Source organism: Enterococcus sp. DIV0210g (genome assembly GCF_050559705.1).
GTDB lineage: Bacteria > Bacillota > Bacilli > Lactobacillales > Enterococcaceae > Enterococcus_B > Enterococcus_B faecalis_A.
On the sequence record NZ_CP187903.1, the window covers coordinates 1,312,160 to 1,334,401 of the forward strand.

The following is a 22,242-nucleotide window of genomic DNA, read 5'->3' on the forward strand; positions in this document are numbered from 1 at the left end:
ACATTTCTATGAAATTGCTGACAAATCAAACGGCTTTGCACGGTTCTTTACGTGTGCCAGCAGATAAATCGATTTCGCATCGAAGTATTATGTTTGGTGCAATCAGTACGGGTCAGACAACGATCCATCATTTTCTTCGTTCAGAAGATTGTTTGTCTACGTTGCATCTGTTTAAAGAATTAGGTGTTTTGATTGATGAAGAGGAAGATGGCCGTATTGTTATCCATGGAAAAGGTTCCCAAGCATTAAAAGAGCCGATAAAACCGTTAAATGCCGGAAACTCTGGTACAACGATCCGGTTGGTTTCTGGGATTTTAGCGAACTGTCCATTTCCAACTACTTTGATCGGGGATGCTTCTTTAAGTAAACGTCCGATGAAACGTATTATTGATCCGTTAAGTCAGATGGGCGCAGTGATTCACGGAGAAGAGGCAAATGGGTATCCGCCATTACACATCCATCCTACAGAACAGCTGGCAGCAATCACCTATGAGATGCCGATTGCGAGTGCGCAAGTCAAATCTGCTATTTTATTTGCGGCATTATCTGCGAAAGGAACGACAACGATCATTGAGAAAGAACCTTCTCGGAATCACACAGAACAAATGATCCAGCAATTTGGCGGAAAAATAATAATTGATGGTAAGCAAATCACAGTTCCTGGTGAACAACAACTCTATGGTCAGGAAATCACAATTCCCGGCGATATCTCTTCTGCTGCCTTTTTCATTGCTGCAGCTCTGCTTTGCGAACAAAGCGAGATCCTATTAGAAAATGTCGGAATCAATCCAACACGGACAGGTATCTTAGATGTAATAGCTGCGATGGGCGGTAAAATCCAGCAATCTGCTGTCGACTCAGCAAATCAATCAGCTAATCTGCTGGTTTCATCAGCGAGACTGCAAGGAACAACGATTAGCGGGGCAATTATCCCGCGTTTGATTGATGAATTGCCGATCATCGCTTTATTGGCCACGCAAGCTGAAGGTCGAACCGTTATCAAAGATGCCGAAGAACTAAAAGTAAAAGAGACGAACCGGATCGACGCAGTAGCAGCAGAATTGACAAAATTAGGCGCGGATATCATGCCAACGGAAGATGGGATGATCATCAACGGTCCGACACCGCTTCACGGCGGAGTGGTTTCAAGTCATGGCGACCATCGGATAGGGATGATGCTGCAAATTGCTGCGTTGTTAGTTAAAGATGGAGAAGTATCACTGACTGGTGCTGAAGCAGTCAATATCTCTTATCCGAATTTTTTTGCTGATTTGAAACAATTGACGGGAGTTATAGATAGATGACGATTATTTTGATTGGTTTCATGGGTTCCGGGAAAACGACAATCGGCAGACGTTTAGCCAGAAAACTTGATTATACACATCGAGATCTTGATCGATTATTTGAACGTCAGCATCAAATGGCGATCCCAACTTTTTTCGAACGTTTCGGCGAGGAAGCCTTCCGTCAAAAAGAAACGGAATTATTGAAAAAGAATGTCTATAAAAAGAATCAAGTTTTATCAACTGGCGGTGGGATTATTTTAAATGCGAAAAATCGTGAAATCTTGCGGAAGATGCCTCATGTCTTTTTTCTGGAAGCCCCAGTAGAAGAAAGTTTTTATCGATTAAAGCACTCACATGAAGTCCGTCCGCTATTTTTAGGCAAAACCATCGATGAATTCACTGAACTTTACCGACAACGCTATCCATTTTACAAAGAATCAGCGAATCATATAATTTTAACCAAAGGAAAGTCTCCTCAAGCTGTTGCTGAAGAAATCGCAACTGTTTATCGCCAGAAGAAAGTCCACAAGAATTTTTAGTTATTTTATTAAATTACTGAAAAAAACGAGATTTTTCTTCTAAGATAACGTATGCTGAATTCGTTAAAGCAAACACAAGGAGGAGCAGAATATGAGTCGGATGGATCGTTACAAGGACATCCATAAGAAAGCGAAACCTCTAAAAGAGAATTCTGGCAGTATTTTTGCCAGACGCGCACGTAAACAAAAGAATACACAAAAGAATACATCTTCCTCCCAAGAAGATCATTGGGAAGAAGAGTACCAAAGCAATCAGCGGAATCACGTCAATCGAGAATATTCTCAGACGCCGTATCAAGAATACCAAGAACGGCCCACTGGTTCAGGCAAAAAATTTTCACCGTTAAAAGGAACGAAACCTCCTAAAAAGCGAAAAAAACGTTCTTGGAAGCGAATCTTGCTTACGATTCTGCTTGTACTGATCGTCTATTCCATCGGTGCTTTCTTTGCTGGAAAATTCATGGCTGAACATGATACGAGCTTGCCAAGTGCAGGGTCAGAAACATTTAATGGTGCTGCTTCAACGGATGGTTCCCGCAATATCTTGATTTTAGGAAGTGACACACGAGGGGAAGATTCAGGACGAGCAGACACGATCATGGTCCTTCAACTAGATGGTCCTAGTCATAAACCAAAACTTATTTCTTTCATGAGAGACAGTTTTGTGACGATTCCTGGTGTCGGACAAAACAAGATCAACTCCGCTTATGCCTATGGGGGTGCTGATTTGGTCCGTCAGACGCTGTTAGAGAACTTTGGGATCAATTGCCAGTATTATGCCAAAGTTGATTTCAAATCGTTTGAGAAAGTCGTTGATGCGCTATTTATGAATGGTGTGAAGATCGATGCTGAAAAAGATTTGAATCTAGATGGTGTCGATATCAAAAAAGGAGAACAAAGAATGGACGGACATGTACTTTTACAGTATGCGCGTTTCCGAATGGATGAAGAAGGAGACTTCGGTCGTGTCAGAAGGCAGCAGCAAGTCATGCATGCTGTTTTCAGCCAGTTGAAAAACCCATTGAATCTGATTCGAGCACCTTATGCAGCTGGGAAAGCTCTGGGTTACACTTCCACATCGATCACCAGTACGTTTATTCTTAAAAATCTCTTTTCTATCGCACGCGGCGCGGCAGGAATCGATTCTTTGAGCGTTCCTGTAGAAGGTTCTTGGAGTTACGGTCAAAGTGATTATGCAGGAAGCATCTTAGTTATTGACAACCAGATGAACCAAACAGCGATCAATGAGTTTTTAAGTAAATAATCATTTAGGAGACTGACGGAATAGACTGTCAGTCTTCTTTTTGTTTTTATATCCTTAGAAGGAAGAATACAAAAGCTCTTTATTGTTTTCAGCGGATTATTTTATATAATAGAAGGATGAGGTGAGAAAATGAAGACAGTGATTTTAGCTGAAAAGCCCTCACAGGCCAAAGCTTACGCAGAGACGTTCCGCCAAGCGAAAAAACAAAACGGTTATTATGAGATCCAAGATCCGTTATTCAATGGTCAAGTGACAATTACTTATGGATTTGGTCATTTAGTGGAGATGGCACCGCCCGGAGACTATGAAGAGCGGTGGGGGAAATGGTCTTTAGAAAACTTGCCGATCTTTCCAGAACAATTCCGCTATCAAGTACCAAAAGAGAAAAGAAAACAATTCAATATCGTCAAAAAAGAATTAAAAGACGCTGACACGATCATTATCGCTACCGACAGTGATCGAGAAGGCGAATTGATTGCGTGGTCGATCATTCGGCAGGCCAAAGCCTACACAAAAGAAAAGAATTACCAGCGTTTATGGATCAATTCACTGGAAAAAGAAGCTATTTATAATGGCTTCAAACAGCTGAAGTCAGGACAAGAATACTTTCCTAAATTCAAAGAAGCTCAAGCGCGTCAACACGCAGATTGGCTAATTGGCATGAACGGAAGTCCGTTATATAGTTTGCTGCTTCAAAAAAAGGGGATCAGAGGCAGTTTTTCCCTTGGAAGAGTGCAAACACCGACTTTATACATGATTTATCAGCTGCAAGAAGAGATTCGACTGTTTAAAAAAGAACCATACGCTGAAGCAGAAGCGATGATCAAAAATAAAAATGGGCAATTCAAAGGAAAAATGGTACCAAACAAGAAGTTCAAAACAACCGAAGAGCTGGATGCCCATATCAAAAAGCTCGGCGCAGTTATCGGAAAGCAAGAAGGGGTCATTACAAAAATAGAGACCAAAGAAAAACAACTAAAAAGTCCGTTACTGTTTTCTTTATCCAGTTTGCAGTCAAAAATGAATCAGTTGATGAAAGCAAGTGCCAAATCTACTTTGGAAGCTGTCCAAAAATTGTACGAAAGCAAACTGCTTAGCTATCCAAGAACCGACACTGTGCATATTACAGAAAATGAGCATACGTATCTGAGGGAACATTTAGAAGAATACAAACGATTTCTAGGCATTGAAGCTGTTCCAACACCAGAAACAAGACCGAAAAAACGCTATGTAGATGCTTCAAAGGTTCAAGAACATCACGCGATCATTCCGACAAAGTCCGTACCAACGAGTGCAAGATTCGCGAAATTGTCCAAATTGCAGCAAGCTGTCTATCTCCAGGTGATGAAGACCACCGTAGCAATGTTTGCCGAAAATTATAAATATGATGAGACGACTATCTATACAGCGGTTGAACAATTAAAACTAAAAAGTGTAGGAAAGACACCGAAACAACTTGGCTGGCAAGCTGTTTTGCAGATGAAAGAAAAGAGCAAGGACAAAGAACCTACCTTGCCGCAAGCAGAAAAAGGGGAGCAAGTACTAGTAGCGTTGAAAGCTGTCCAAAAAGAAACACAGCCGCCAAAACCTTATACAGAAGGTACGTTGATCACTGCTATGAAAACAGCTGGTAAAACAGTCGATGACGAGGAGGCGCAACGTATATTGAAAGAAGTAGAGGGGATAGGGACAGAAGCTACTAGAGCCTCTATCATCGAAACCCTGAAGCAAAAACAGTATATCGAAACGGTAAACCATGCGCTTTCAGTTACCCCTAAAGGCATTACTTTATGCAAAGCAGTAGCAGAAGAACCCTTATTATCTAGTGCAGAAATGACAGCACAATGGGAATCTTATTTGAAAAAAATCGGGAACAGCCAAGGAACGCCTGAAGTCTTTTTGCAAAATATCAAAAAATTCATTTTGCACCTTTTAGAAGACACACCGCAAAAAGTAGCAAAAACAGATTTAAGTGAAGAAATAGTTGCTAATAAAGAAATGACTGACAGCCGACATACCAGCAGCAAGCTTGGCAAGTGTCCCAAATGTAAAAAAGGCGACATCTATCTTTATCCAAAAGTCGCTGCTTGTTCGAACAAAGAATGCGACTTTAAATTATGGCCGACGATCGCCAAGAAAAAATTGACAAAAACAGCCATGAAAGAACTTTTAACGAAAGGAAAAACCACGAAAGTCGTTAAAGGATTTACGGGTAAAAAAGGAAAATTTGACGCTTTTCTTGTTATGAAAGACGATTTTGCGATTGGTTTTGACTTTCCGTGCGCAGACACCCAAAAAAAGTGAACATATATTCGAATTCTAATGAAAGTCTTCTTGTTCCCCGCAGCAGAACCAAGTATACTTTTAAGCAGAGAAATGATTGATTTTCTGGTATTTTCTTGATAACTATCAGCATTTTATTGGGATTCCTGGCACTTTATTGATCGTTTCTCAATTGATCGAACAGGAGTTTTACACAATGAAAAAGATCCACTCGCTACTTAATTATCTAATGGGCGCCTTCGTTTTGATTGCTGCTTACCAAGCATTCTTCAAATATCCTGAATATGGGACAAAATTATTATCATTAACTGGCAATCATCAGACTTCTTATTCACCAACTGTCATTTTGTCTACTTTGACAGCATTAACAAAAAGCGGTATGTATTTCTACCACAAGACTTTAAGCATGGTCAAACGTAAAAAACAGCGTAAACAACTGTTATTCGTTATTGCAGCAGCTTTAGTTATTTACTTTTTACCAGTAATCACACAAACATACCATCAATATTTCGGATAACTATAAAGAACCACTGTAAAATCAATCGTATGCGCGAAGATTCTTACAGTGGTTTCGTCATTCGCTAGATAAACACAATAGAATTGTGCGAAAGAAAAAACTTTTTTTTAAAAAATGCGTAAATACGCAGCAAATCAACAATATACTAGACAAAATCAGCAAAAGAGAGGTGCTGGATTAAAGAAGGGATAAAATTTTATATTTTAGTTTACATAATATATATTATACAAAGTAGATTCAAAGTAAGAATGAACCTCTCTTGATCCTAATTTATCCAAAATCACCATTTTTGACCTCATGCAAAATTATAAAAAAATTTTGCGTTGAAAATTTAGGTTTTTATTTTATTTTTTCGATTCATGCATCTGTATATATCAGAAATTAAAATGAACAGTCCATTTTTGAATGGTGATATTCTTTTTACTATCGGCATTTTTCTGCTGACGATATTTTGATATTTTTAAACATTTGAACGGTTTCCAGTTTTTTAAACGCTTCGTTATAAACAGCTGTTTCATTTATAACGATATCTTTAAAGCGTTTTTTCGTTTTAGGAGAATCCAATCCCTTGTTTTTTTGCTGAATATCTTTTGGCATCGTTTGTTCATTTTTAGTTATAGAACTTACAGGATTATCAATATACTGATTTATTTGTCTTTTTTCCAAACTCAATTGTTTATTTATCAAGTTTATATGTTGAGTTATAGATTCAGAAACGCCGCTCAAGTACTTGCTTATATTTTTCTTTTTAGTATCATTTAACGGCGAAAGCGAATTCCAGTTATTTAGTGTCTTGAATTCCCAATCCAAGCTTCTCAAGATATCTTGCTGAGTCGTTAATTTCTTTTGTTGTTTACTGGAAATATGAGTCTTCGTTTCGTTCCATTTATTCGAAAGAACATCGATTTTCTTATCTAAGATTTCTAATTGTAATTTTGTTGAATATCTAAACGTAGGGTCAGTCAAAAATTTTTTCGAATTGGTTGTTTCCAAAAGTTTGAATTTCTCCTTACACACTTCTTGTTGCTTCGCATAATAATAATGACTGGGATTCCATAGCTTCGTTAATTGGTTACTTATTTGTTTGAATGTAGTTCGAATTATCATTGCTTCATCCCCCTGAAAAATTTATAGTAAAAAAACAATCAATCTCTCCCCCTTTCTTTCTTTATATCTTACCAAAAAGAAAAGAGAAAAATTGATTGCTTTGAAACGCTTTTTCCATGAATATTAAATTTCAGACATTATTGATATAACAGCTTTTCTGGTAAAACGGTTTGGTAAAGCGCAAATGCGCCATCCAGATTTTTCACTTTGAATCCATTTTGTTTCAAGATTCTTTCCGCTATATAACTGCGTAATCCGCTGTAGCAGCTAACAATATATTCTTGTTGCGGATCTAGTTCGTTTAAACGCTCCCGCAAACTATTTAACGGGATATAGACGGCCTTTTCAAAACGGCCTTCTTTTAATTCTTCTTCCGTTCGTACATCCAGCACAACAGATCCTTGTGATAAAGCCTCTTCTACTTCATACCATTGCACATTTTCGCTAATGCCTTCCGCAAGATTGACTGCAGCATAACCAAGCATATTTACAGGGTCTTTCGCTGAACCAAACGGCGGTGCGTAGGTGAATTCTAACTCAGGCAAGTCGAAAATCGTTAAATCACCTTTGATTGCTGTTGCTAAGATGTCGATTCGTTTATCGACCCCTTTTCCACCGATTCCTTGTGCACCATAGATTTTTCCAGTCGTTGGATCAAAAACTAATTTTAAAAGGATTGAAGAAGCACCAGGATAGTAACTTGCGTGGCTCTTTCCAGAAACATGGACAACTTGGACATCCAATCCCTTTTGACGTATTTCTTTTTCGCTCAATCCTGTAGCAGCGGCAGCTAAATCAAAGACTCGAACGATAGCTGTTCCGATGCTTCCTTTGTTTTTGCGAGATAGCCCAGATAAAACATCAGCCACCTGTCTTCCTTGGCGATTGGCAGGCGAAGCTAAAGAAATCAACGCTTCTTCTCCTGTGATTTGCTGTTTGACCACTATGGCATCACCAACTGCATAGATATCTTCAAGATTTGTTTGGTAATTTTCATCCACCAAAATACCACCGCGAATCCCTGTCTTGATCCCTGCTTCTGCAGCTAATGTGTTTTCTGGCTGAATACCCACAGATAAAATCGTCAAGTCAGAAAGAAGTACGGTTCCGTCTTCTAAAACCACTTTCTGCCCTTCTTCTTCAAAAGTTGTGACAGCTTGTGATAAATGAACAGCTACTCCCTGTTTTTCTAATTCTTTTTCAACATAAGCAGCCATTTCTTTATCTAAAGTTGGCAATACATGGTCTGCTTTCTCGACAATCGTCACTTTTAACCCGCGTTTATGAAGGTTTTCAGCCATTTCTAGACCAATAAATCCTGCACCGACAACTACTGCATTTTTCGGATCAATCGTGTTTATTTTAGACAAGATTGCATCTACGTCAGGTACGTTTCGCAAGCTGTACACATTTTTAGCGGCTTCTAGCCCATGGATAGCTGGAACAAACGGTTTAGCTCCGGGCGCTAAAATCAACGAATCATAGGTCTCTTCTATTTCCTCGCCATTTGTTTTGATCACTACTTGTTTCTTTTCAGGAAAGATCTTGATAACTTCGTGATTTGGACGAACATCTAATTCAAAACGTGCGTGCAATGCTTCTGGTGTTTGTACCAACAGCTGTTCTCTTTCGGCAATCTCACCGGAAATAAAATAGGGTAGTCCGCAATTCGCAAACGAAACATACGGTCCTTTTTCTAAAACAATGATTTCTGCATCTTCCTGCAATCGGCGCAAACGTGTAGCTGCGGACATACCGGCCGCTACACCGCCGACAATAATGAATTTTGCCATACTATCTCCCCCTTTTGACTGATCCATTCCAGGCGTTCATTCCATCTTTTACATTTATTATATCATAACCTCTGCGCTGTAAAATTTTTGCACCTTGTTTGCTTCGCATGCCAGACTGGCAAATAACATATATTTTTTTATTTTCAGCAGGCTGATACTCTGTTAATTTATCCAATGGTACATTTTTTGCTTTTTTTATATGCCCCATGTAGTATTCTTCCGGACTTCTTACATCAATCAATAAATCTTGCTCTTTCATTACTACTGATAATTCCGCGGCTGAAACACTTGATAAATCAGATTTTTTAAATAAATTAAACATTCTATCCTTCTCCTTTTTATACCTATAGGGGTATCATACGATTCTTTTTGAAGTTTGTCAATTTATTATTAATCACGGGATATTTGAAAAAAATACCCTTATAGAGTATAATATCAAAAAAAGGAGCGTGGCGAGTTGGTAGAAAAGAAAAAAGTCATTAATCGGTTAAAGCGTGCAGAGGGTCAGCTTCGCGGCATCCAGGCCATGATCGACGATGAGAAAGAATGTATCGATATCGTGACACAATTAAGTGCAGTGCGTTCAAGTATTGACCGTGTCATGGGTATCATTGTTGCGGAAAACTTGAAACATTGTTTAGAACAACCGCAAAGCAACACGAAAGAACAACAAGAAAAAATTGAACAAGCCATCAATATGATCATAAAAAAATAAGAACCTGGTGTTAGGTTCTTATTTTTTTATGTTTAAAATCGAAAGACAGCTACCTGATAAACGAGCACACCGATATATCCTCCTAGAACAACCAAAATAATCAAAGCAATGATCAGCGGCGGGATACTCGCGCCCTTCCGCTTCTCAAAACTGTAGGTCTTCTTTGGTTTGTACCATATAGAAAAAATGATTAGAGAAAAGACAGCAAATCAAAGCAAGAAAGCAATGATGCCTGTTGCAGCAATTGTTTCGTTTACTACGCTAATACCCATATATCCCCCTTCTCCAAATAAATAGATCACCTAAATAACACGTTTATTTGTTTTTCAGATACATGTCTCTTTTGTTTGCTGTATTAGAGAACTCTTTATTTGAACTGGTTTGAGCTTGCGGCTTTTTCGGCAGCCCACTTTTTTGTTTATAACTGCCTTTTGAACGAATACGCCAATAACTGCCTAGTCGCCCTATACAGAAAAGCATAATATACAGGAAAAAAAAGAACCCAACTGCCGAGACTGCTGCTATTAATAAAGAAGTAAAAAAGAGTTCTAGATTTTGAAACTGTGTCAGTCCTTCATAGACACCTAAATAATAATCAACCATTTCCAACTAACCTGCCTTTTATTTTTTTGAAACACAGATGATAAGGTATTCCAATTCTTTTTAAGTATTTCTTCCCTCCTCTACCTGTAAAAAAACGTTCAGAACCGCTATATATGTCTTTTGAAAAAAAGCGCCAAACATATTACAACGTTAAACGCTGTCATTTTCTCCTTACTAAAATGATGGGTTCTATAGGTTATGATAGTATAGCTTTGTCTTATAAAAATAACAGTTTTTTCTTGATGTAGAAAAAATAGATATCCGAAAATAAAAAAAGCCTAGTGCTCTGTTTTATCAGAACACCAAGCTTCGCTTATTCTTTGTCTTTGTGGTGGAATTTCTCTTTGATTTCTTCCACAAACTCTTCTGCTTCTTCTTCAAGTTTGTTTTTATGCTTTTCTGGGGCATCTTCCTCTACGGCGTTTGAACCAGACAAAGCAGCTTCTTTTTCTTCACCAGAGTTTGTTCCAGCTAACGATTCTTCTTTTTCTTCTGTTTCGCCGGAATTTGTACCTGCTAAAGCCACATCCTTATCTGTTTTAGGTGCCATCGATCCTCTTAAACGTTCGTGCTTTTCACCGTCATAATTTGTCATAATGGTTCCTCCTATAAAGTTATCTTTACTTTATAGTAACGAATACAGACCAAACTATACAAGTAGAAAGCCTTGTTATATAAAAGTAAACGCTTTTTACTTTTTATTCTTTGATCTGGCTGATTCCTTTTTCTAAAATCTCGATTTGCAGAATTGTTTCTTCATCTTTGACGATTTTTTCTGCGCCGTTGATTAGTGTTTCATAGATTCCTTCATAGACACGGCTGTAATCTCCTACTTCAGAAATGACTTTTTCTTCATGATAAACGCCATCATTATCCATATAAGTCAGTAAACCGTATTGTTCGGGTGTATCGACGCCAAAATCTGCATGATCGGGCATATAGAACATTTTCAAGTGTTCTTCTTGGCGGTCTTTTGTCTGTTTTAGGAACATTCCTTTTTTGCCATAAACGACAAAGCTTGGTCGTTCCTTGATACGGAAATAACTCGATTTTACAGAGATTTTCATTGCGTCATAGAAAAAATCAAGATCAAAATAATCATTCATGCGTCCTTTACCCAAAAGCTGACGTACTTCGTAATGGATATCATCTGGTTTGCCAAAATAAGATAATACTTGGTCCACTGTATGACAAGCATGGCCATACAAATAACTATTCGGTACAGAAAATTCATGGGTGTTTTCTGGTACTTCAGGTCTAAAGTAATCAAAGTGCATCTCTACTTCCAGGATATCGCCCAAACGACCACTTTCGATGACCTTCTGAACCGTCAAGAAATCCGAGTCAAAGCGGCGGTTTTGATAACATTGGATGAATAGATTTTTTTCTTTTGCTAAAGCAAATAGTTCTTTGGCTTCTTCTGAGGTTTCGGCAAAAGGTTTTTCCATCAATACATTTTTCCCTTTTTCTAAAGCCATTTTTCCATATTGATAATGGAATTTAGGCGGCGTTGTAATAACAACCAATTGAATCTCGGGATCTTCCCATAAGTCTTCTAAACGAGTCGTATAATTGACTCCTTCGATTTTTTCCCAAGATGTGTCTTCTACTGGAGAAAAGATGGTTTTGATTCTGATTTTGTCCTTTAATTTACCAGAAAATGGCAAATGATAACGGTTCGTACTTTTTCCGTTTCCGAGATAAGCAATAGTTAACATATAAAAATTCCTCCTAAAATGTTGATAACCTAAGTATATCTGTGACAACGTCTTTTGTCTTATCTTTGCCAGTTATTGGTAAAAATGTTCATTTTTCTTATACAGCTCCCAGCTTTTTTGTTCATTATGTTCAATCAGTCTCTTTTTTTGTTATGATAGAGGACATGGAGATGATGCTATGTTGATTGGAGACCAGCTGAAACAGCAGGAGAATTTTACGCAGACAGAAAAACGGATTGCTGATTATTTGGAGAAAAATTTCCAGACAGCAGTAAATATGACGATTGAAGAACTCGCTAAAAAAACCTATACTTCGCATTCGGCAATTATTCGTATGTGCAAAAAACTAGGTTATTCTGGATTCAAGACATTTAGACATGAATTAAGTCGGGAAGTTTATCGTCTGCAGCAGCAGTTGAATGAGTCAATTGATCCTAATTTCCCTTTTTCGCAAGAAGATGACCCGAAAATCATTGCTGAAAAAATCGCAGAATTAACGACGCGAACGATCAAACGCACGCAAATCCAGATTGAAACGCAGGATCTAGGGTTATTTGCAGATTACTTATATAAAGCTGAACGGGTTTTTATTTTTGCGAAAGGCGATTCGCAAGTCACTGCTCGAAGCTTTCAAAGCAAGTTAGTCAAATTGAATAAATTCTTTATTTTAGCCGAAGAATACAGTAATTCTTCTTGGAATGCCGCACATCTGACACAAAGAGACTGTGCCTTATTTGTCAGTTACAGCGGACGTGTCCATCATTACGAAAAATTGATGGCTTATTTCAACCAAAAAGGGATTCCGGCTCTTCTTTTGACAGGTAATCCTAGTTCTACATTGGCCAAGCAAGCAAAACACAAAATCATTACAGCACAAGAGGAATATGATTTCGCAAAAGTGGCGACATTTTCTTCCCAAATCAGCTTTGATTACATACTGAACACGCTCTTTTCGATTTTGTATGCAAAAGATTTCCAAAAAAACATCCTGGATCTCAAAGAAAAACAAGAAGTCATGCAAAAAGGATTATTGACAGAATATCGTCCTGAATTGCCGCCTCTTTAAGGTTGGTTTATGCTTCTTATGTGATACTAAAAAAAGAGGTGGTAAAAAATGATTAAGTTATTGATAGTAGAAGACGATAAATTACTCTCCAGAAATATCAAAGAGATTTTAAATGATTTTGGCGAGATTACACAAGTTTACGACGGCAGTGAAGGATTATATGAGATTGAGACCGGTGTTTATGATCTTGTGATTTTGGACTTGATGATGCCGGAGATGAACGGCTACGAAGTTTTAGCAGAAATCCGGAAACAAAAAAATCGCGTACCTGTTCTTATTTTGACTGCGAAAGATGCGTTGGACGATAAGATCGAAGGATTTGAAAAAGGGGCCGACGATTATTTGACCAAACCCTTCTATCGTGAAGAATTAACAATGCGGGTAAAAGCGTTATTGAAGCGTTCCCTTGGTTTATTCAGCGAAAACCAGATTGAATACAAAGGTTTGGTTTGTGATTTAAATAAAAATGAAGTTCTTTACCAAGGAGAAATCTTACCCATCCAAGGCAAAGAATTCGAATTACTGACGTACTTTTTGCAAAACAGAGGAATCATTTTGACCAAAGAACAGATTTTTGACCGCATTTGGGGGTTCGACTCGGACACGACGATCACGGTAGTCGAAGTTTATATGAGCAATCTTAGAAAACATCTGCGCCAAACATCGATTGATAAAGAAATTAAGACGTTGCGAAATGTCGGCTATTTGATGCAAGGAGAAAAACAAGATGGATGAAATCACTCGTAAACAAAGAGGACGCTTTTTTGCTGCCAATGTCACAGCTTTTGCGATTATCTTTTTCTTGCTCAGTTTGATCATCCTACAACTGTTGGATCAAACAGCTTATCAGCAGACCGATCTTTCGTTAAACCGGATCAGTTCGGATTCTCGTACTGTCCAGCTGGAAATCAACCGTTACAAGCAAGGTGATCCTTTTTTACGCTTAGACCCTAATACAGAGAATAACCGTCCTTTAGCAGAACCGGAAAACGATCGTTTCAATACACAAGTGATTCTTTGGTCTTCTTCGGGCGAAATATTAAACAAAGAAGCGCTAGGCGGGCGTTTTGATCAGCTGGAAGAATTGACTTTAGACAAAGACAACTTAGATACTATCCAAATGATCAATTTGAACAGCCAAGAAGATACTACCCCGCTTTCCTTTCGTTCGATTACCGCTAAAGCACCTGAAAATGACCAAGAGATCGCTTATGTCCAAGTTGTTGCGAACGTTAATCAAGTAAAAGCGTCAATGGAGACCTTCCAATCGATTTTGATTGGCTGTATGATCGTGTTTTGGTTGATTTCGATTGGTATCAGTTATTATCTATCGAATTTAAATATGCGTCCTATAATCGTTTCTTGGCGCAAACAGAAAGAATTCGTAGAGAATGCTTCCCACGAGCTTCGAACGCCTCTGACGATCATTCAGAACAGTTTAGAGCATCTTTTTACTAAACCAGACCACACGATCATCGAAGAGTCCGAAAGTATCGCACAGGCGCTGACAGAGACACGAAGATTGACCGGACTCACTTCGGATCTGCTGACACTCGCTCGGGATTCTGCGCAGCAAGTATTAACAAAAACAGAGATCGAACCGCAGATTTTTATCAAACAGCTTGCTCGTCCCTTCCAAGAAATGGCAGAACTAGACGGCAAGACATTCATACTTTCATTAGAAGGAAACGCAAAAGTCGTTATTGATGAAAAAAGAATCCATCAAGTATTAGTCATCCTGCTCGATAATGCGTTGAAATATACCCAAACAGGTGACTCGATCCAACTCTCTTCTCATGTAACGCCAAAAGAATGGCAAATCAACGTAAGCAATTCAGGACCATCGATTTCAGATGAAGAAAAGCCAAAGATTTTTGACCGCTTTTATCGAGAAGATCAATCGAGATCAAAAGAGACTGGCGGCTATGGATTAGGGCTGGCCATCGCAAAACAACTCATTGAACAACATAAAGGACAAATCACAGTGAAGGATCACCTGCCAAAAGGGGTAGATTTCCAGATTCGTTTACCGCTTAAATAGAAAAAACGAGGCTTCCATAACAGGAGGAGCCTCGTTTTTTATTTGTTTATAGAGAAAATCAAACCGCTTTTTTGATGATTTTTTTCTCAACATTTTCTGGAATTTCTTTGTTTCTCCGCTGCGCATACATCACCATCACTTTCATAAACAATGAAATCAGACCGATCGATAACGCAGCGATAACTGCTTTTCTCATTCCTAACGCGACAAAATTCAGGACAATAATGATCAAATTCGTCACAAAGATCCCGATTGCTTTGTCCATTCGAAAATATTTTTCAAATAAGAGCGGCGGTACTGTCACTCCGCCATTCGATGCGCCTACGCGGTAAAGAGAATAAATACCAAAACTGAATAAACAGCTGCCGACAAGTAATGACAACGTATAGGAAGAAAGCAGCTGATATTCCGGCAGAAACCGCAAGTATACCGGAAAAAGCAGGCTTCCCAGCAACGTTTTGGCAAATGTTTGTCTTCCCAAAAAGAGAAAGGCTAACGCAAGCATCGTAAAGTTGACAACCGTCACGATCAAATGCCGGTCAACTGAGAAAATCATTTCTACTAGAAACCCAATTGCCCCTACGCCGCCTGAAGCAATATTATGCGGCAGCAAAAAGAAGTTCAGCGATAAGCTGATCCATAATAATCCAATCAAAACAGCAGGTACTTTTTTCACATATATCTCCACCTTCACTTAGCTTTTAGAACTGATAGGCGTTCTTTCTGTTTGAACAGTTAAAGAGAATTTTGATGATAAAACCCTTTATTTATTTTAAAAATAAAGCCATTTTTATCAGCTAAATTTAATCATACCGTATTTTTTCCGCTTTGGATACCCGATTCTTCAATAACTAATGTGATATAAAAAAACAAAGAAACAAAAAGCTGTTATGCCTTTGCCTCTTTGTTTTCGCACTCTTTTTATAATAAATGCCCCAGCAAGAGATTCACAGAAATAAAATAAATCAATAAACCTGCAATATCTTTAATAGATGTAATGATTGGAGCTGCCCCTGCTGCTTGGTCGATATTCAGTTTGATCAACAAAAATGGGATCAGAAAACCTAACGCTGCTGCTAATGTCATAGCAAAAACTAAAGAAATCGCAACAGCGACACCTAGCAAAGGAATTCCTTGCCATACCGCCGCTATGATCCCTGAACAAATCCCAACAATGATCCCTAGACTGAAACCAACCCCTGTTTCTTTCAAAAAGTACTTCATGAAGGAAGAAAGATCAATGTGGCCTAATGACATGCCTCGAACAAAAACAGTGGAAGATTGTGTTCCTATATTGCCGCCCATATCCATGATCAAAGGAATGAAAATCGCTACCGCTGCTACAGCTTCTAACGTTTGCTCAAACTCATCGATCACAGCTCCTGCAAACATCCCTGCAACTAGTGTGATCACTAGAAATGGCAAACGTACTTTCCATATTTCTTTAAAACTGCCGTTGATCAGCACATTGCTTCGGTCAGATTCAGTCGAGGCAACATCCACTAATCCAGCTTCGTTGAACATGTCTTCAGTCGTTTCCTGCTCCAAGATATCCAATGCATCATCGACTGTTACGATTCCTACCAGTCGATTTTCTTTATCAACGACTGGCAAAGCAATAAGATCAAGCTCTTTTAACAAATTAGCTGTTTCTTCTTGGTCAGTATCTGTTGACACACTGATTGCCCGCCGCAGCATGATGTCTTCAATACGCGCATCACCCTCCGCAATCAGCAGCTCTTTCAGAGAAAGAACACCCTGCAGGACTTTTTGCTGATCCGTCACGTAAAGAATATAAATCGTTTCTTTGAATTTTGCCTGGCGTCTGATTTTATCCAGCGCTTCTGATACGGTCATTTCTTTTTTTAGCGAAATAAATTCCGTTGTCATGATTCTTCCAGAAGTTTCAGATTCATAGCCCATCAGCAGATTGGTTGATTGCCTTTCTTCAGGGGATAAAGATTCTAAAAGTTTTTTTGCTACACCAGCAGGAAGCTCATCTAGCAAACGTACACGATCATCTGGTGCCAGCTCATTGACGAAATCTTTTGCCCGTTCATCTGTAAATGAACGCAGCAGATTGTATTGTGATGTCGTATCCAGCTGTTCAAAGATATTCAAGGCTTTTTCTTTGGAAAGCAAGCGGAAAAGAATCACTTGTTCATCCGGCGAAACCATACTCAGCAGCTGGATGATCTCTAAGTCTTCAGCAGCCAAAAGAAGAGCTTTCAGTTTGCTTGTCTGTTTCTCTCTCAAATAATGTAAAGCTTTTTCGTTCATCTTAGTGTACCTCCGTTCATTCCCCGCTAAAAGCGGTTGTTTGAAAAATTTCTGTTTTCATTTATTATTCAGGTCCTACACCAAAAGAGCGCCAGCTGCCTGCATCGATTTTTTCCAGCAGACTTTCCCAATCCGCGTGATTCGGTACGGATTTGATCAACAATGTATCGATATCTGTTTGCCATTCTGTGCGTTCATTTTGATGATTGGTCACGACAAGATCTAATTTATTTTTCTTTACGTAATCAGGAACAAATTCGTCAGAGGTCGGGAAAAACAATTGATGGAATTTACTTAAACGACGAATAGCAAATGACTGGATATACTGACAGATCTGATGATTCCCCTCCAAAATAAAACAGATATTTTTTGATTTTCTCCAATACAGTTCTTTGATCGTTTGGATAAAGATCGTCAAACTAGCACTTAAGTCAGTGAATAGATCCTGTTCTTTGTACTCTTTGAAAAAAGGCTGTTTTTGTAAAAAAGCAAGTGTTTTTTCAAAGTCTTTCGGAAAGTTGTTTTGGGCAAAATAATTGATGTCTTCAATGTTTTGATTGGCATTGATCGACAATAGTTCTTTTAACTTGACCGTTGTAAGAAAAGACGTTAAAAAAACTTTTTCCTTTTCTTTGGCTCCTTCTGTGTCGAAAAGAACCTCGGAGAAGTAATCATCTGCAAGCTGTTCGATCTCTGGCCAAAAAGTGTACGATTCGCAAAAAGCCGCTTCTTTTTCCCGGCTTTTGATATTTCTGTCCGTGATGATATTCAGATAGATATAAAGCAATTCGTCCTTGTTCAATGAAAGAGCAGCGTATTTTTCCACCAATCGATCAAATTGGCAAAACGCTAAAAAACCTTCATCTTTTTCAAACTTTTCCAAAATCGCTTTTTCCATTCGGATACCTTTATTTCGTGTATACCGTTCAATGGAAATATGTAAAATATAACTGAAATCTCCGAATGAAGTAAACTCGAATTTTTTGAGCTTGGCATCATTTGACAAGCCGCGAATCATCTCCTGTACTTGTACTGAAGGATGGACCGTGTGCGGAGTGATTTCTGATTCATAATAAAAATCATGGAAAAATTTGCGAATGTTGACTTCTTTCCCTATAAGATCCACTGGAGAAGACCCAAGTGTCAGATCATATCTTCCCAGTATACTATCTAATCGATTGAGAAAACGTCTTAAAGAAATGGCTGCGAGATATAATTTATCTGCCCACTCATTAAGCGTATACAATTCATTATGGAAAATAGCTTCCAAAATAATAAATACAGGCTCTTCTTTTACTAAAGCTGTTTTTGCCTCATGATATTTAACTGGGTCTAGTTCGATGAAATGATAACCGATATTAGAAATCGTCAAGTTGATGCTTTCACCAAAATGCTCACGAATATCTTGGATGTCATTCACGATCGTTCGTTTCGTACTGTCGACAGATGCTGCCAGGACACTCCCAGACAAAATCGGCTGGCGTTCAAATTCATTTAATATTTTCAACCATCGCGTCGTTTTTTTATCCGTAATGAACTCTAGCTGAAATCTTTTCATGTGTTTTCCTCCTCAATCATGTGACGTCCACTTATAAGCATAGCTTGTATTATTTAAAATGTAAAATGCATTTTTTCACAAAGTGCTAAAAACAGCAAAAAAACTGGTCTGCAATAAGAGGAGCATGCGTGACCAGTTTTTAATGATTTGAAGTTTTTGAGAATGTTCTGTTATTCTTTGCCAAACATATCTACAGTGGTTTGATTTTGATTCAAGGAGAATAAACTCGTAGATTCATCCCCTAGATATTCTTCGATCTGCTGCATTTTTTCCATAGCATTATTGTAATTGATCGAACTAGGATCAAGTGTCTCCAACTCGGGAATCGCTGCAAAACGGAGCAGATCGCCATGGTGGATCGCATCCGATAGTGTTAAAGCTGTATTTGCCCATTCCCTAGTTTCATCCATTTTCTCTGTCGGTTCTTCGATTACTTCGCCAGTTGCGGTATCAAATACTGTACCACTTGTTCCTGCATACGTTGGCGTAATGAAATTACCATTACGGAAAGTAACGATATTCGGATGGTCCTCTGAGAATAAGTCATGACCGATAAACGGCAGCTCCTCTATTGGTACACCCAACAAATTCAGCACAGTAGGCAAAATATCGATTTGCGCACCGTAAGTGGGTAAGATCTCCCCTTTTCCGCTGCCAGGAAGATGGATCATGAACGGCACCCGTTGAAGATTCATATTATCCAACGCACCCCAATCGCCGTCGTTGATTTCTAATAATTCTCCTAATACAGGATTTCTGGAATTAGAGATCCCATAATGATCCCCGTATAAAACGAACATCGTATTTTCATAAAGTCCTGCTTCTTTTAAATAATCAAAGAATTTCTCAATCGAGCGGTCGGCATAATTTGCTGTTTCGAAATAACCATTGATCGTATTGTCAGAAGTTTCTGCTTGAGGAAAACGGTCCATCTCTCCTTCTGGCAGCTGATTGTATGGAAAATGGTGCGTAACGGTAATAAATTTAGTATAGAAAGGCTGCTGCAGTCGTTCCAGATATTGAACCGATTGTTGGAAGAATGCTTCGTCATGCAAGCCGTATTGATAAGAATTTTCTCTAGTCAGATCGTAATACGAAGCATCAAAGAAATATTCATACCCCATACGTCTATATACTTCATTCCTATTCCAGAAATTCCCGGCATTTCCGTGAAAACTAGCTGTTGTGTACCCTAAATGATGTTGGACCAAGTGCGGAGCTGCTGCAAGTGTATTAGTACCGCCAAGCTGACTGAAAAACGACCCTTGATGCAAACCAAACATCGAAGTATCCAGCAACATCTCTGCATCGCTTGTTTTTCCGCCAGCAACTTGATGGAAGAAATTCTCAAAGCTGATCGTATCCTCATGATGGAATAATGCATTCAAGAACGGCAATACCTCGTGCGCCTCGCCGTCTGCATCAATCAACTCATAGTCGATCAAAAACTGCTGGATACTTTCTAAGTGGATATAAATGACATTTTTATCTTTTGCTAAACCAAAGTGCTCTTCACTTGGCGCGATTCGCCGCTCATCCAGCTTCTCATGCACGTAAGACCAATCATTTTCATCGGCTTGGGCTTGGATCTGATTCGCTTGATACGTTACTGCTCCGTCATATACAGTATAAGAAGCCAGACCTAAATACTTGACCAAGTAATTTCTGGAAAACGTACGTGTCAGAAGCTGCGGCCGATCGATCTGCGCCAAAGAAAGATTGATAAAGAATAAAAGTATGGAGAAAACAGTAACAGCAAATGCGAACTTTTTCTTCATTACCTGTTTATCTGGTCTTGCTGTCTTGATATAAAGCAAAACAAACAAAGGAAGATCCAGCGCATAAAATATATCCCCGATATCCATCAATTTCAATGAACTGTCCCCTAGCCCATTAAACACACTGCCGAAACCTAAAATCGAGTTGACCGTCAAAAAATCCGAAAATTCTCTATAATAAAGTACATTTGAATACGTCAGCAATAAAAGCGCAGTATAAATTGCCATCATCACTAAAACTGAAAGCTTTGTACGCTTGATATATAATCCCAATGACAGCAAAAACATCGTGCTTGCAAATGGATTAAGCAGTAATAAAAACACTTGGAATACACTATCGATCCCTAGTTGAAAATCTGTTGCATAGGCGAACATACTCTTCACCCAAATGGAAAGTGTCAATCCGAGAAAAAAGAAGATCCTGGGATTCCGTTTTATTTTATCTATCATAAATTGAGCCCTCATTTCTGTACTTACTTGCATCTTTGCTGCCTTCAAACATCTTTTTCAATGGTTGCTGAACAAATTGCATCGTTATAATTAATTATAAATACTCTGTTTCTAATCATAAAATACTAGCCGCTGCTTTTCGTATCTCTTTTTTCCTGTGCCTGTGAAATCACGCGCAAGCGCACAAACAAAAAACGGGCTGCAGGACATCCAATTTTGCTGGATCTCCCGTAGCCCGCTATCAAAACAAGATTTTTCGGCGATTCAAAAGTAGATTCGAGACCAGCAGTGCCTTTTTCTCAGATATCCCACTCTTAATATTTTTTTAATTAGTTTTCAGTTTTTTTAAAGTAAACTCAAAAATAGGACCGATACAGATAACACATAACAGTGTACCGATACCAATACTTGCCCCTAGTAAAAGTCCAACTAAGACAAACAATGCGTCTAAAGCGATCCGAATCATCTTCAGTTTAAAACCAGTTTTCTCATAAATCACACTCGTCAACGCTTCAAGCGCTGCGGCTCCTTGATCAGCTGCAACGTATACAGCCGCTCCGACCCCAAATAACAGTGGTGCTAAGATAAGAGCAAAAATATGATAAATATCGCTTCTGATTGAGATCTCTATAAATATCGGTTCTAAAAAGCCGATCATAAGTGCTAATCCAATTCCATTAATGATGCTGCCCATCCCTAGTATACTTTTATTGATCAAAAAGACAATAATCAGCACAATGACATTAAAACTAAGACTCGCTACCCAAAACGGTATCGGCCAAATATTTAAAATCCCTAGTAAAAATGTACTGATTGTATCGTATCCTTCATGTGCAGTTATTAACAAACTGATTGACAACGCAATCATAAATGTTCCTAAAATAACTTGAGCTAACTTCTTTGTGATCCCCAATCCAAATTCCTCCATACGAATAAAATCAACTACTGTTCCTTTTATGAAGAAACAGTTTGTCTCCTATTAATTATACTGGTTTATCGCTTTCTTTTTTAACTATTATTTCACCGCCCTAAGAAAAAATAACTCTTGAATTATTTCGGTTTTTCGGATTTTAAAATAACTTTTCTGGCAAATTTTAAATAACAAATGTCACCCCGATTGGAACAAACCTTCTTTTGCAACGTTGAGCATAAGCATAAAACGTAAAAAATCAAAAAACATATGCACTAACTTTTTTATCACACAGCGACGAAAATTCTGAAAAACATAACGATGTTTTAGCTGG

19 protein-coding genes and 1 pseudogene are annotated in these 22,242 nt (G+C 38.5%); 9 read left to right on the forward strand and 11 right to left on the reverse strand.

What is annotated here, in order from left to right; all coding sequences use genetic code 11:
• Window positions 1–8 precede the first annotated feature (8 nt).
• From aroA to IGI64_RS06425, 5 genes and pseudogenes are all read left to right on the forward strand, one after another.
• On the forward strand, window positions 9–1,304 hold the full coding sequence (gene aroA / locus IGI64_RS06405) for a 3-phosphoshikimate 1-carboxyvinyltransferase (protein ID WP_429939912.1): 1,296 nt from the start codon (window positions 9–11) through the stop codon (window positions 1,302–1,304).
• Entirely contained in the window at window positions 1,301–1,825 is a 525-nt protein-coding gene (locus IGI64_RS06410) for a shikimate kinase (RefSeq protein ID WP_429939913.1), read from the forward strand. The genes aroA and IGI64_RS06410 overlap by 4 nt, the downstream gene beginning before the upstream one ends.
• A 346-nt stretch (window positions 1,826–2,171) precedes the next feature.
• Window positions 2,172–3,089 (forward strand): annotated as a pseudogene (locus IGI64_RS06415) (LCP family protein); the annotation flags it as partial.
• A gap of 129 nt (window positions 3,090–3,218) precedes the next feature.
• Window positions 3,219–5,393 carry a DNA topoisomerase 3 gene (locus IGI64_RS06420; RefSeq protein ID WP_429939914.1) on the forward strand — a complete coding sequence of 725 codons (2,175 nt, stop codon included), beginning with the start codon at window positions 3,219–3,221 and terminating at the stop codon, window positions 5,391–5,393.
• Window positions 5,394–5,568: 175 nt separating this feature from the next.
• Window positions 5,569–5,889 carry a hypothetical protein gene (locus tag IGI64_RS06425; RefSeq protein WP_016624843.1) on the forward strand — a complete coding sequence of 107 codons (321 nt, stop codon included), beginning with the start codon at window positions 5,569–5,571 and terminating at the stop codon, window positions 5,887–5,889.
• 423 nt (window positions 5,890–6,312) lie between these two features.
• Here the strand turns inward: IGI64_RS06425 and IGI64_RS06430 are convergent, their stop codons facing one another.
• The 3 genes from IGI64_RS06430 to IGI64_RS06440 form a co-directional block, all read right to left on the reverse strand.
• Window positions 6,313–6,996: a hypothetical protein gene (locus tag IGI64_RS06430; RefSeq protein WP_429939915.1), complete on the reverse strand. Its 684-nt coding sequence runs from the start codon at window positions 6,994–6,996 to the stop codon at window positions 6,313–6,315.
• A 137-nt stretch (window positions 6,997–7,133) separates the two neighbouring features.
• A complete protein-coding gene (locus IGI64_RS06435) occupies window positions 7,134–8,789 on the reverse strand; it encodes an FAD-dependent oxidoreductase (protein WP_429939916.1) in 1,656 nt (551 codons plus the stop codon).
• 1 nt (window position 8,790) lies between these two features.
• The gene (locus IGI64_RS06440) at window positions 8,791–9,111 is read right to left on the reverse strand and encodes a rhodanese-like domain-containing protein (protein ID WP_429939917.1); all 321 of its coding nucleotides are present in this window, start codon (window positions 9,109–9,111) and stop codon (window positions 8,791–8,793) included.
• Between the two features lie 135 nt (window positions 9,112–9,246).
• Here IGI64_RS06440 and IGI64_RS06445 point away from each other — a divergent pair, with 135 nt between their 5' ends.
• The gene (locus IGI64_RS06445) at window positions 9,247–9,504 is read left to right on the forward strand and encodes a metal-sensitive transcriptional regulator (protein ID WP_429939918.1); all 258 of its coding nucleotides are present in this window, start codon (window positions 9,247–9,249) and stop codon (window positions 9,502–9,504) included.
• A 315-nt stretch (window positions 9,505–9,819) separates the two neighbouring features.
• Here the strand turns inward: IGI64_RS06445 and IGI64_RS06450 are convergent, their stop codons facing one another.
• The 3 genes from IGI64_RS06450 to IGI64_RS06460 form a co-directional block, all read right to left on the reverse strand.
• Complete coding sequence (locus IGI64_RS06450) at window positions 9,820–10,107, reverse strand: hypothetical protein (RefSeq protein ID WP_429939919.1); 288 nt, start codon at window positions 10,105–10,107, stop codon at window positions 9,820–9,822.
• A gap of 313 nt (window positions 10,108–10,420) precedes the next feature.
• Window positions 10,421–10,702: a hypothetical protein gene (locus IGI64_RS06455; RefSeq protein WP_016624835.1), complete on the reverse strand. Its 282-nt coding sequence runs from the start codon at window positions 10,700–10,702 to the stop codon at window positions 10,421–10,423.
• 103 nt (window positions 10,703–10,805) lie between these two features.
• The gene (locus IGI64_RS06460; protein WP_429939920.1) at window positions 10,806–11,825 is read right to left on the reverse strand and encodes a Gfo/Idh/MocA family oxidoreductase; all 1,020 of its coding nucleotides are present in this window, start codon (window positions 11,823–11,825) and stop codon (window positions 10,806–10,808) included.
• A 178-nt stretch (window positions 11,826–12,003) separates the two neighbouring features.
• Between IGI64_RS06460 and IGI64_RS06465 the strand changes: the two genes are divergently transcribed.
• From IGI64_RS06465 to IGI64_RS06475, 3 genes are read left to right on the forward strand one after another with little or no spacing between them, the layout of a single operon-like run.
• Entirely contained in the window at window positions 12,004–12,891 is an 888-nt protein-coding gene (locus IGI64_RS06465) for a MurR/RpiR family transcriptional regulator (RefSeq protein WP_429939921.1), read from the forward strand.
• 48 nt (window positions 12,892–12,939) lie between these two features.
• Complete coding sequence (locus IGI64_RS06470; RefSeq protein ID WP_016624832.1) at window positions 12,940–13,626, forward strand: response regulator transcription factor; 687 nt, start codon at window positions 12,940–12,942, stop codon at window positions 13,624–13,626.
• Complete coding sequence (locus IGI64_RS06475) at window positions 13,619–14,932, forward strand: sensor histidine kinase (RefSeq protein WP_429939922.1); 1,314 nt, start codon at window positions 13,619–13,621, stop codon at window positions 14,930–14,932. The genes IGI64_RS06470 and IGI64_RS06475 overlap by 8 nt, the downstream gene beginning before the upstream one ends.
• 58 nt (window positions 14,933–14,990) lie before the next feature.
• Here the strand turns inward: IGI64_RS06475 and IGI64_RS06480 are convergent, their stop codons facing one another.
• The 5 genes from IGI64_RS06480 to IGI64_RS06500 all read right to left on the reverse strand — a co-directional run bounded on the left by IGI64_RS06480 (window position 14,991) and on the right by IGI64_RS06500 (window position 21,926).
• A complete protein-coding gene (locus tag IGI64_RS06480) occupies window positions 14,991–15,620 on the reverse strand; it encodes a YitT family protein (protein ID WP_429939923.1) in 630 nt (209 codons plus the stop codon).
• A 233-nt stretch (window positions 15,621–15,853) separates the two neighbouring features.
• Window positions 15,854–17,212: a magnesium transporter gene (mgtE, locus tag IGI64_RS06485; RefSeq protein ID WP_016624829.1), complete on the reverse strand. Its 1,359-nt coding sequence runs from the start codon at window positions 17,210–17,212 to the stop codon at window positions 15,854–15,856.
• Between the two features lie 64 nt (window positions 17,213–17,276).
• Complete coding sequence (locus IGI64_RS06490) at window positions 17,277–18,770, reverse strand: helix-turn-helix domain-containing protein (protein ID WP_429939924.1); 1,494 nt, start codon at window positions 18,768–18,770, stop codon at window positions 17,277–17,279.
• A gap of 170 nt (window positions 18,771–18,940) precedes the next feature.
• Window positions 18,941–20,998, reverse strand: a complete 2,058-nt coding sequence (locus IGI64_RS06495) for an LTA synthase family protein (protein ID WP_429939925.1) — start codon at window positions 20,996–20,998, stop codon at window positions 18,941–18,943.
• A 325-nt stretch (window positions 20,999–21,323) separates the two neighbouring features.
• Window positions 21,324–21,926, reverse strand: a complete 603-nt coding sequence (locus tag IGI64_RS06500) for a YczE/YyaS/YitT family protein (protein ID WP_430596440.1) — start codon at window positions 21,924–21,926, stop codon at window positions 21,324–21,326.
• Window positions 21,927–22,242: the final 316 nt, after the last annotated feature.

Bases quoted from the DNA above. Each gene is read 5' to 3' on its own strand.
- IGI64_RS06490 (WP_429939924.1), bottom strand. From the start codon at position 18,770: ATGAAAAGATTTCAGCTAGAGTTCATTACGGATAAAAAAACGACGCGA.
- IGI64_RS06460 (WP_429939920.1), bottom strand. From the start codon at position 11,825: ATGTTAACTATTGCTTATCTCGGAAACGGAAAAAGTACGAACCGTTAT.
- IGI64_RS06410 (WP_429939913.1), top strand. From the start codon at position 1,301: ATGACGATTATTTTGATTGGTTTCATGGGTTCCGGGAAAACGACAATC.
- IGI64_RS06470 (WP_016624832.1), top strand. From the start codon at position 12,940: ATGATTAAGTTATTGATAGTAGAAGACGATAAATTACTCTCCAGAAAT.
- IGI64_RS06495 (WP_429939925.1), bottom strand. From the start codon at position 20,998: ATGATAGATAAAATAAAACGGAATCCCAGGATCTTCTTTTTTCTCGGA.
- IGI64_RS06425 (WP_016624843.1), top strand. From the start codon at position 5,569: ATGAAAAAGATCCACTCGCTACTTAATTATCTAATGGGCGCCTTCGTT.
- IGI64_RS06455 (WP_016624835.1), bottom strand. From the start codon at position 10,702: ATGACAAATTATGACGGTGAAAAGCACGAACGTTTAAGAGGATCGATG.
- IGI64_RS06475 (WP_429939922.1), top strand. From the start codon at position 13,619: ATGGATGAAATCACTCGTAAACAAAGAGGACGCTTTTTTGCTGCCAAT.
- IGI64_RS06440 (WP_429939917.1), bottom strand. From the start codon at position 9,111: ATGTTTAATTTATTTAAAAAATCTGATTTATCAAGTGTTTCAGCCGCG.
- mgtE (WP_016624829.1), bottom strand. From the start codon at position 17,212: ATGAACGAAAAAGCTTTACATTATTTGAGAGAGAAACAGACAAGCAAA.
- IGI64_RS06500 (WP_430596440.1), bottom strand. From the start codon at position 21,926: ATGGAGGAATTTGGATTGGGGATCACAAAGAAGTTAGCTCAAGTTATT.
- IGI64_RS06450 (WP_429939919.1), bottom strand. From the start codon at position 10,107: ATGGTTGATTATTATTTAGGTGTCTATGAAGGACTGACACAGTTTCAA.
- IGI64_RS06420 (WP_429939914.1), top strand. From the start codon at position 3,219: ATGAAGACAGTGATTTTAGCTGAAAAGCCCTCACAGGCCAAAGCTTAC.
- aroA (WP_429939912.1), top strand. From the start codon at position 9: ATGAAATTGCTGACAAATCAAACGGCTTTGCACGGTTCTTTACGTGTG.
- IGI64_RS06430 (WP_429939915.1), bottom strand. From the start codon at position 6,996: ATGATAATTCGAACTACATTCAAACAAATAAGTAACCAATTAACGAAG.
- IGI64_RS06465 (WP_429939921.1), top strand. From the start codon at position 12,004: ATGTTGATTGGAGACCAGCTGAAACAGCAGGAGAATTTTACGCAGACA.
- IGI64_RS06435 (WP_429939916.1), bottom strand. From the start codon at position 8,789: ATGGCAAAATTCATTATTGTCGGCGGTGTAGCGGCCGGTATGTCCGCA.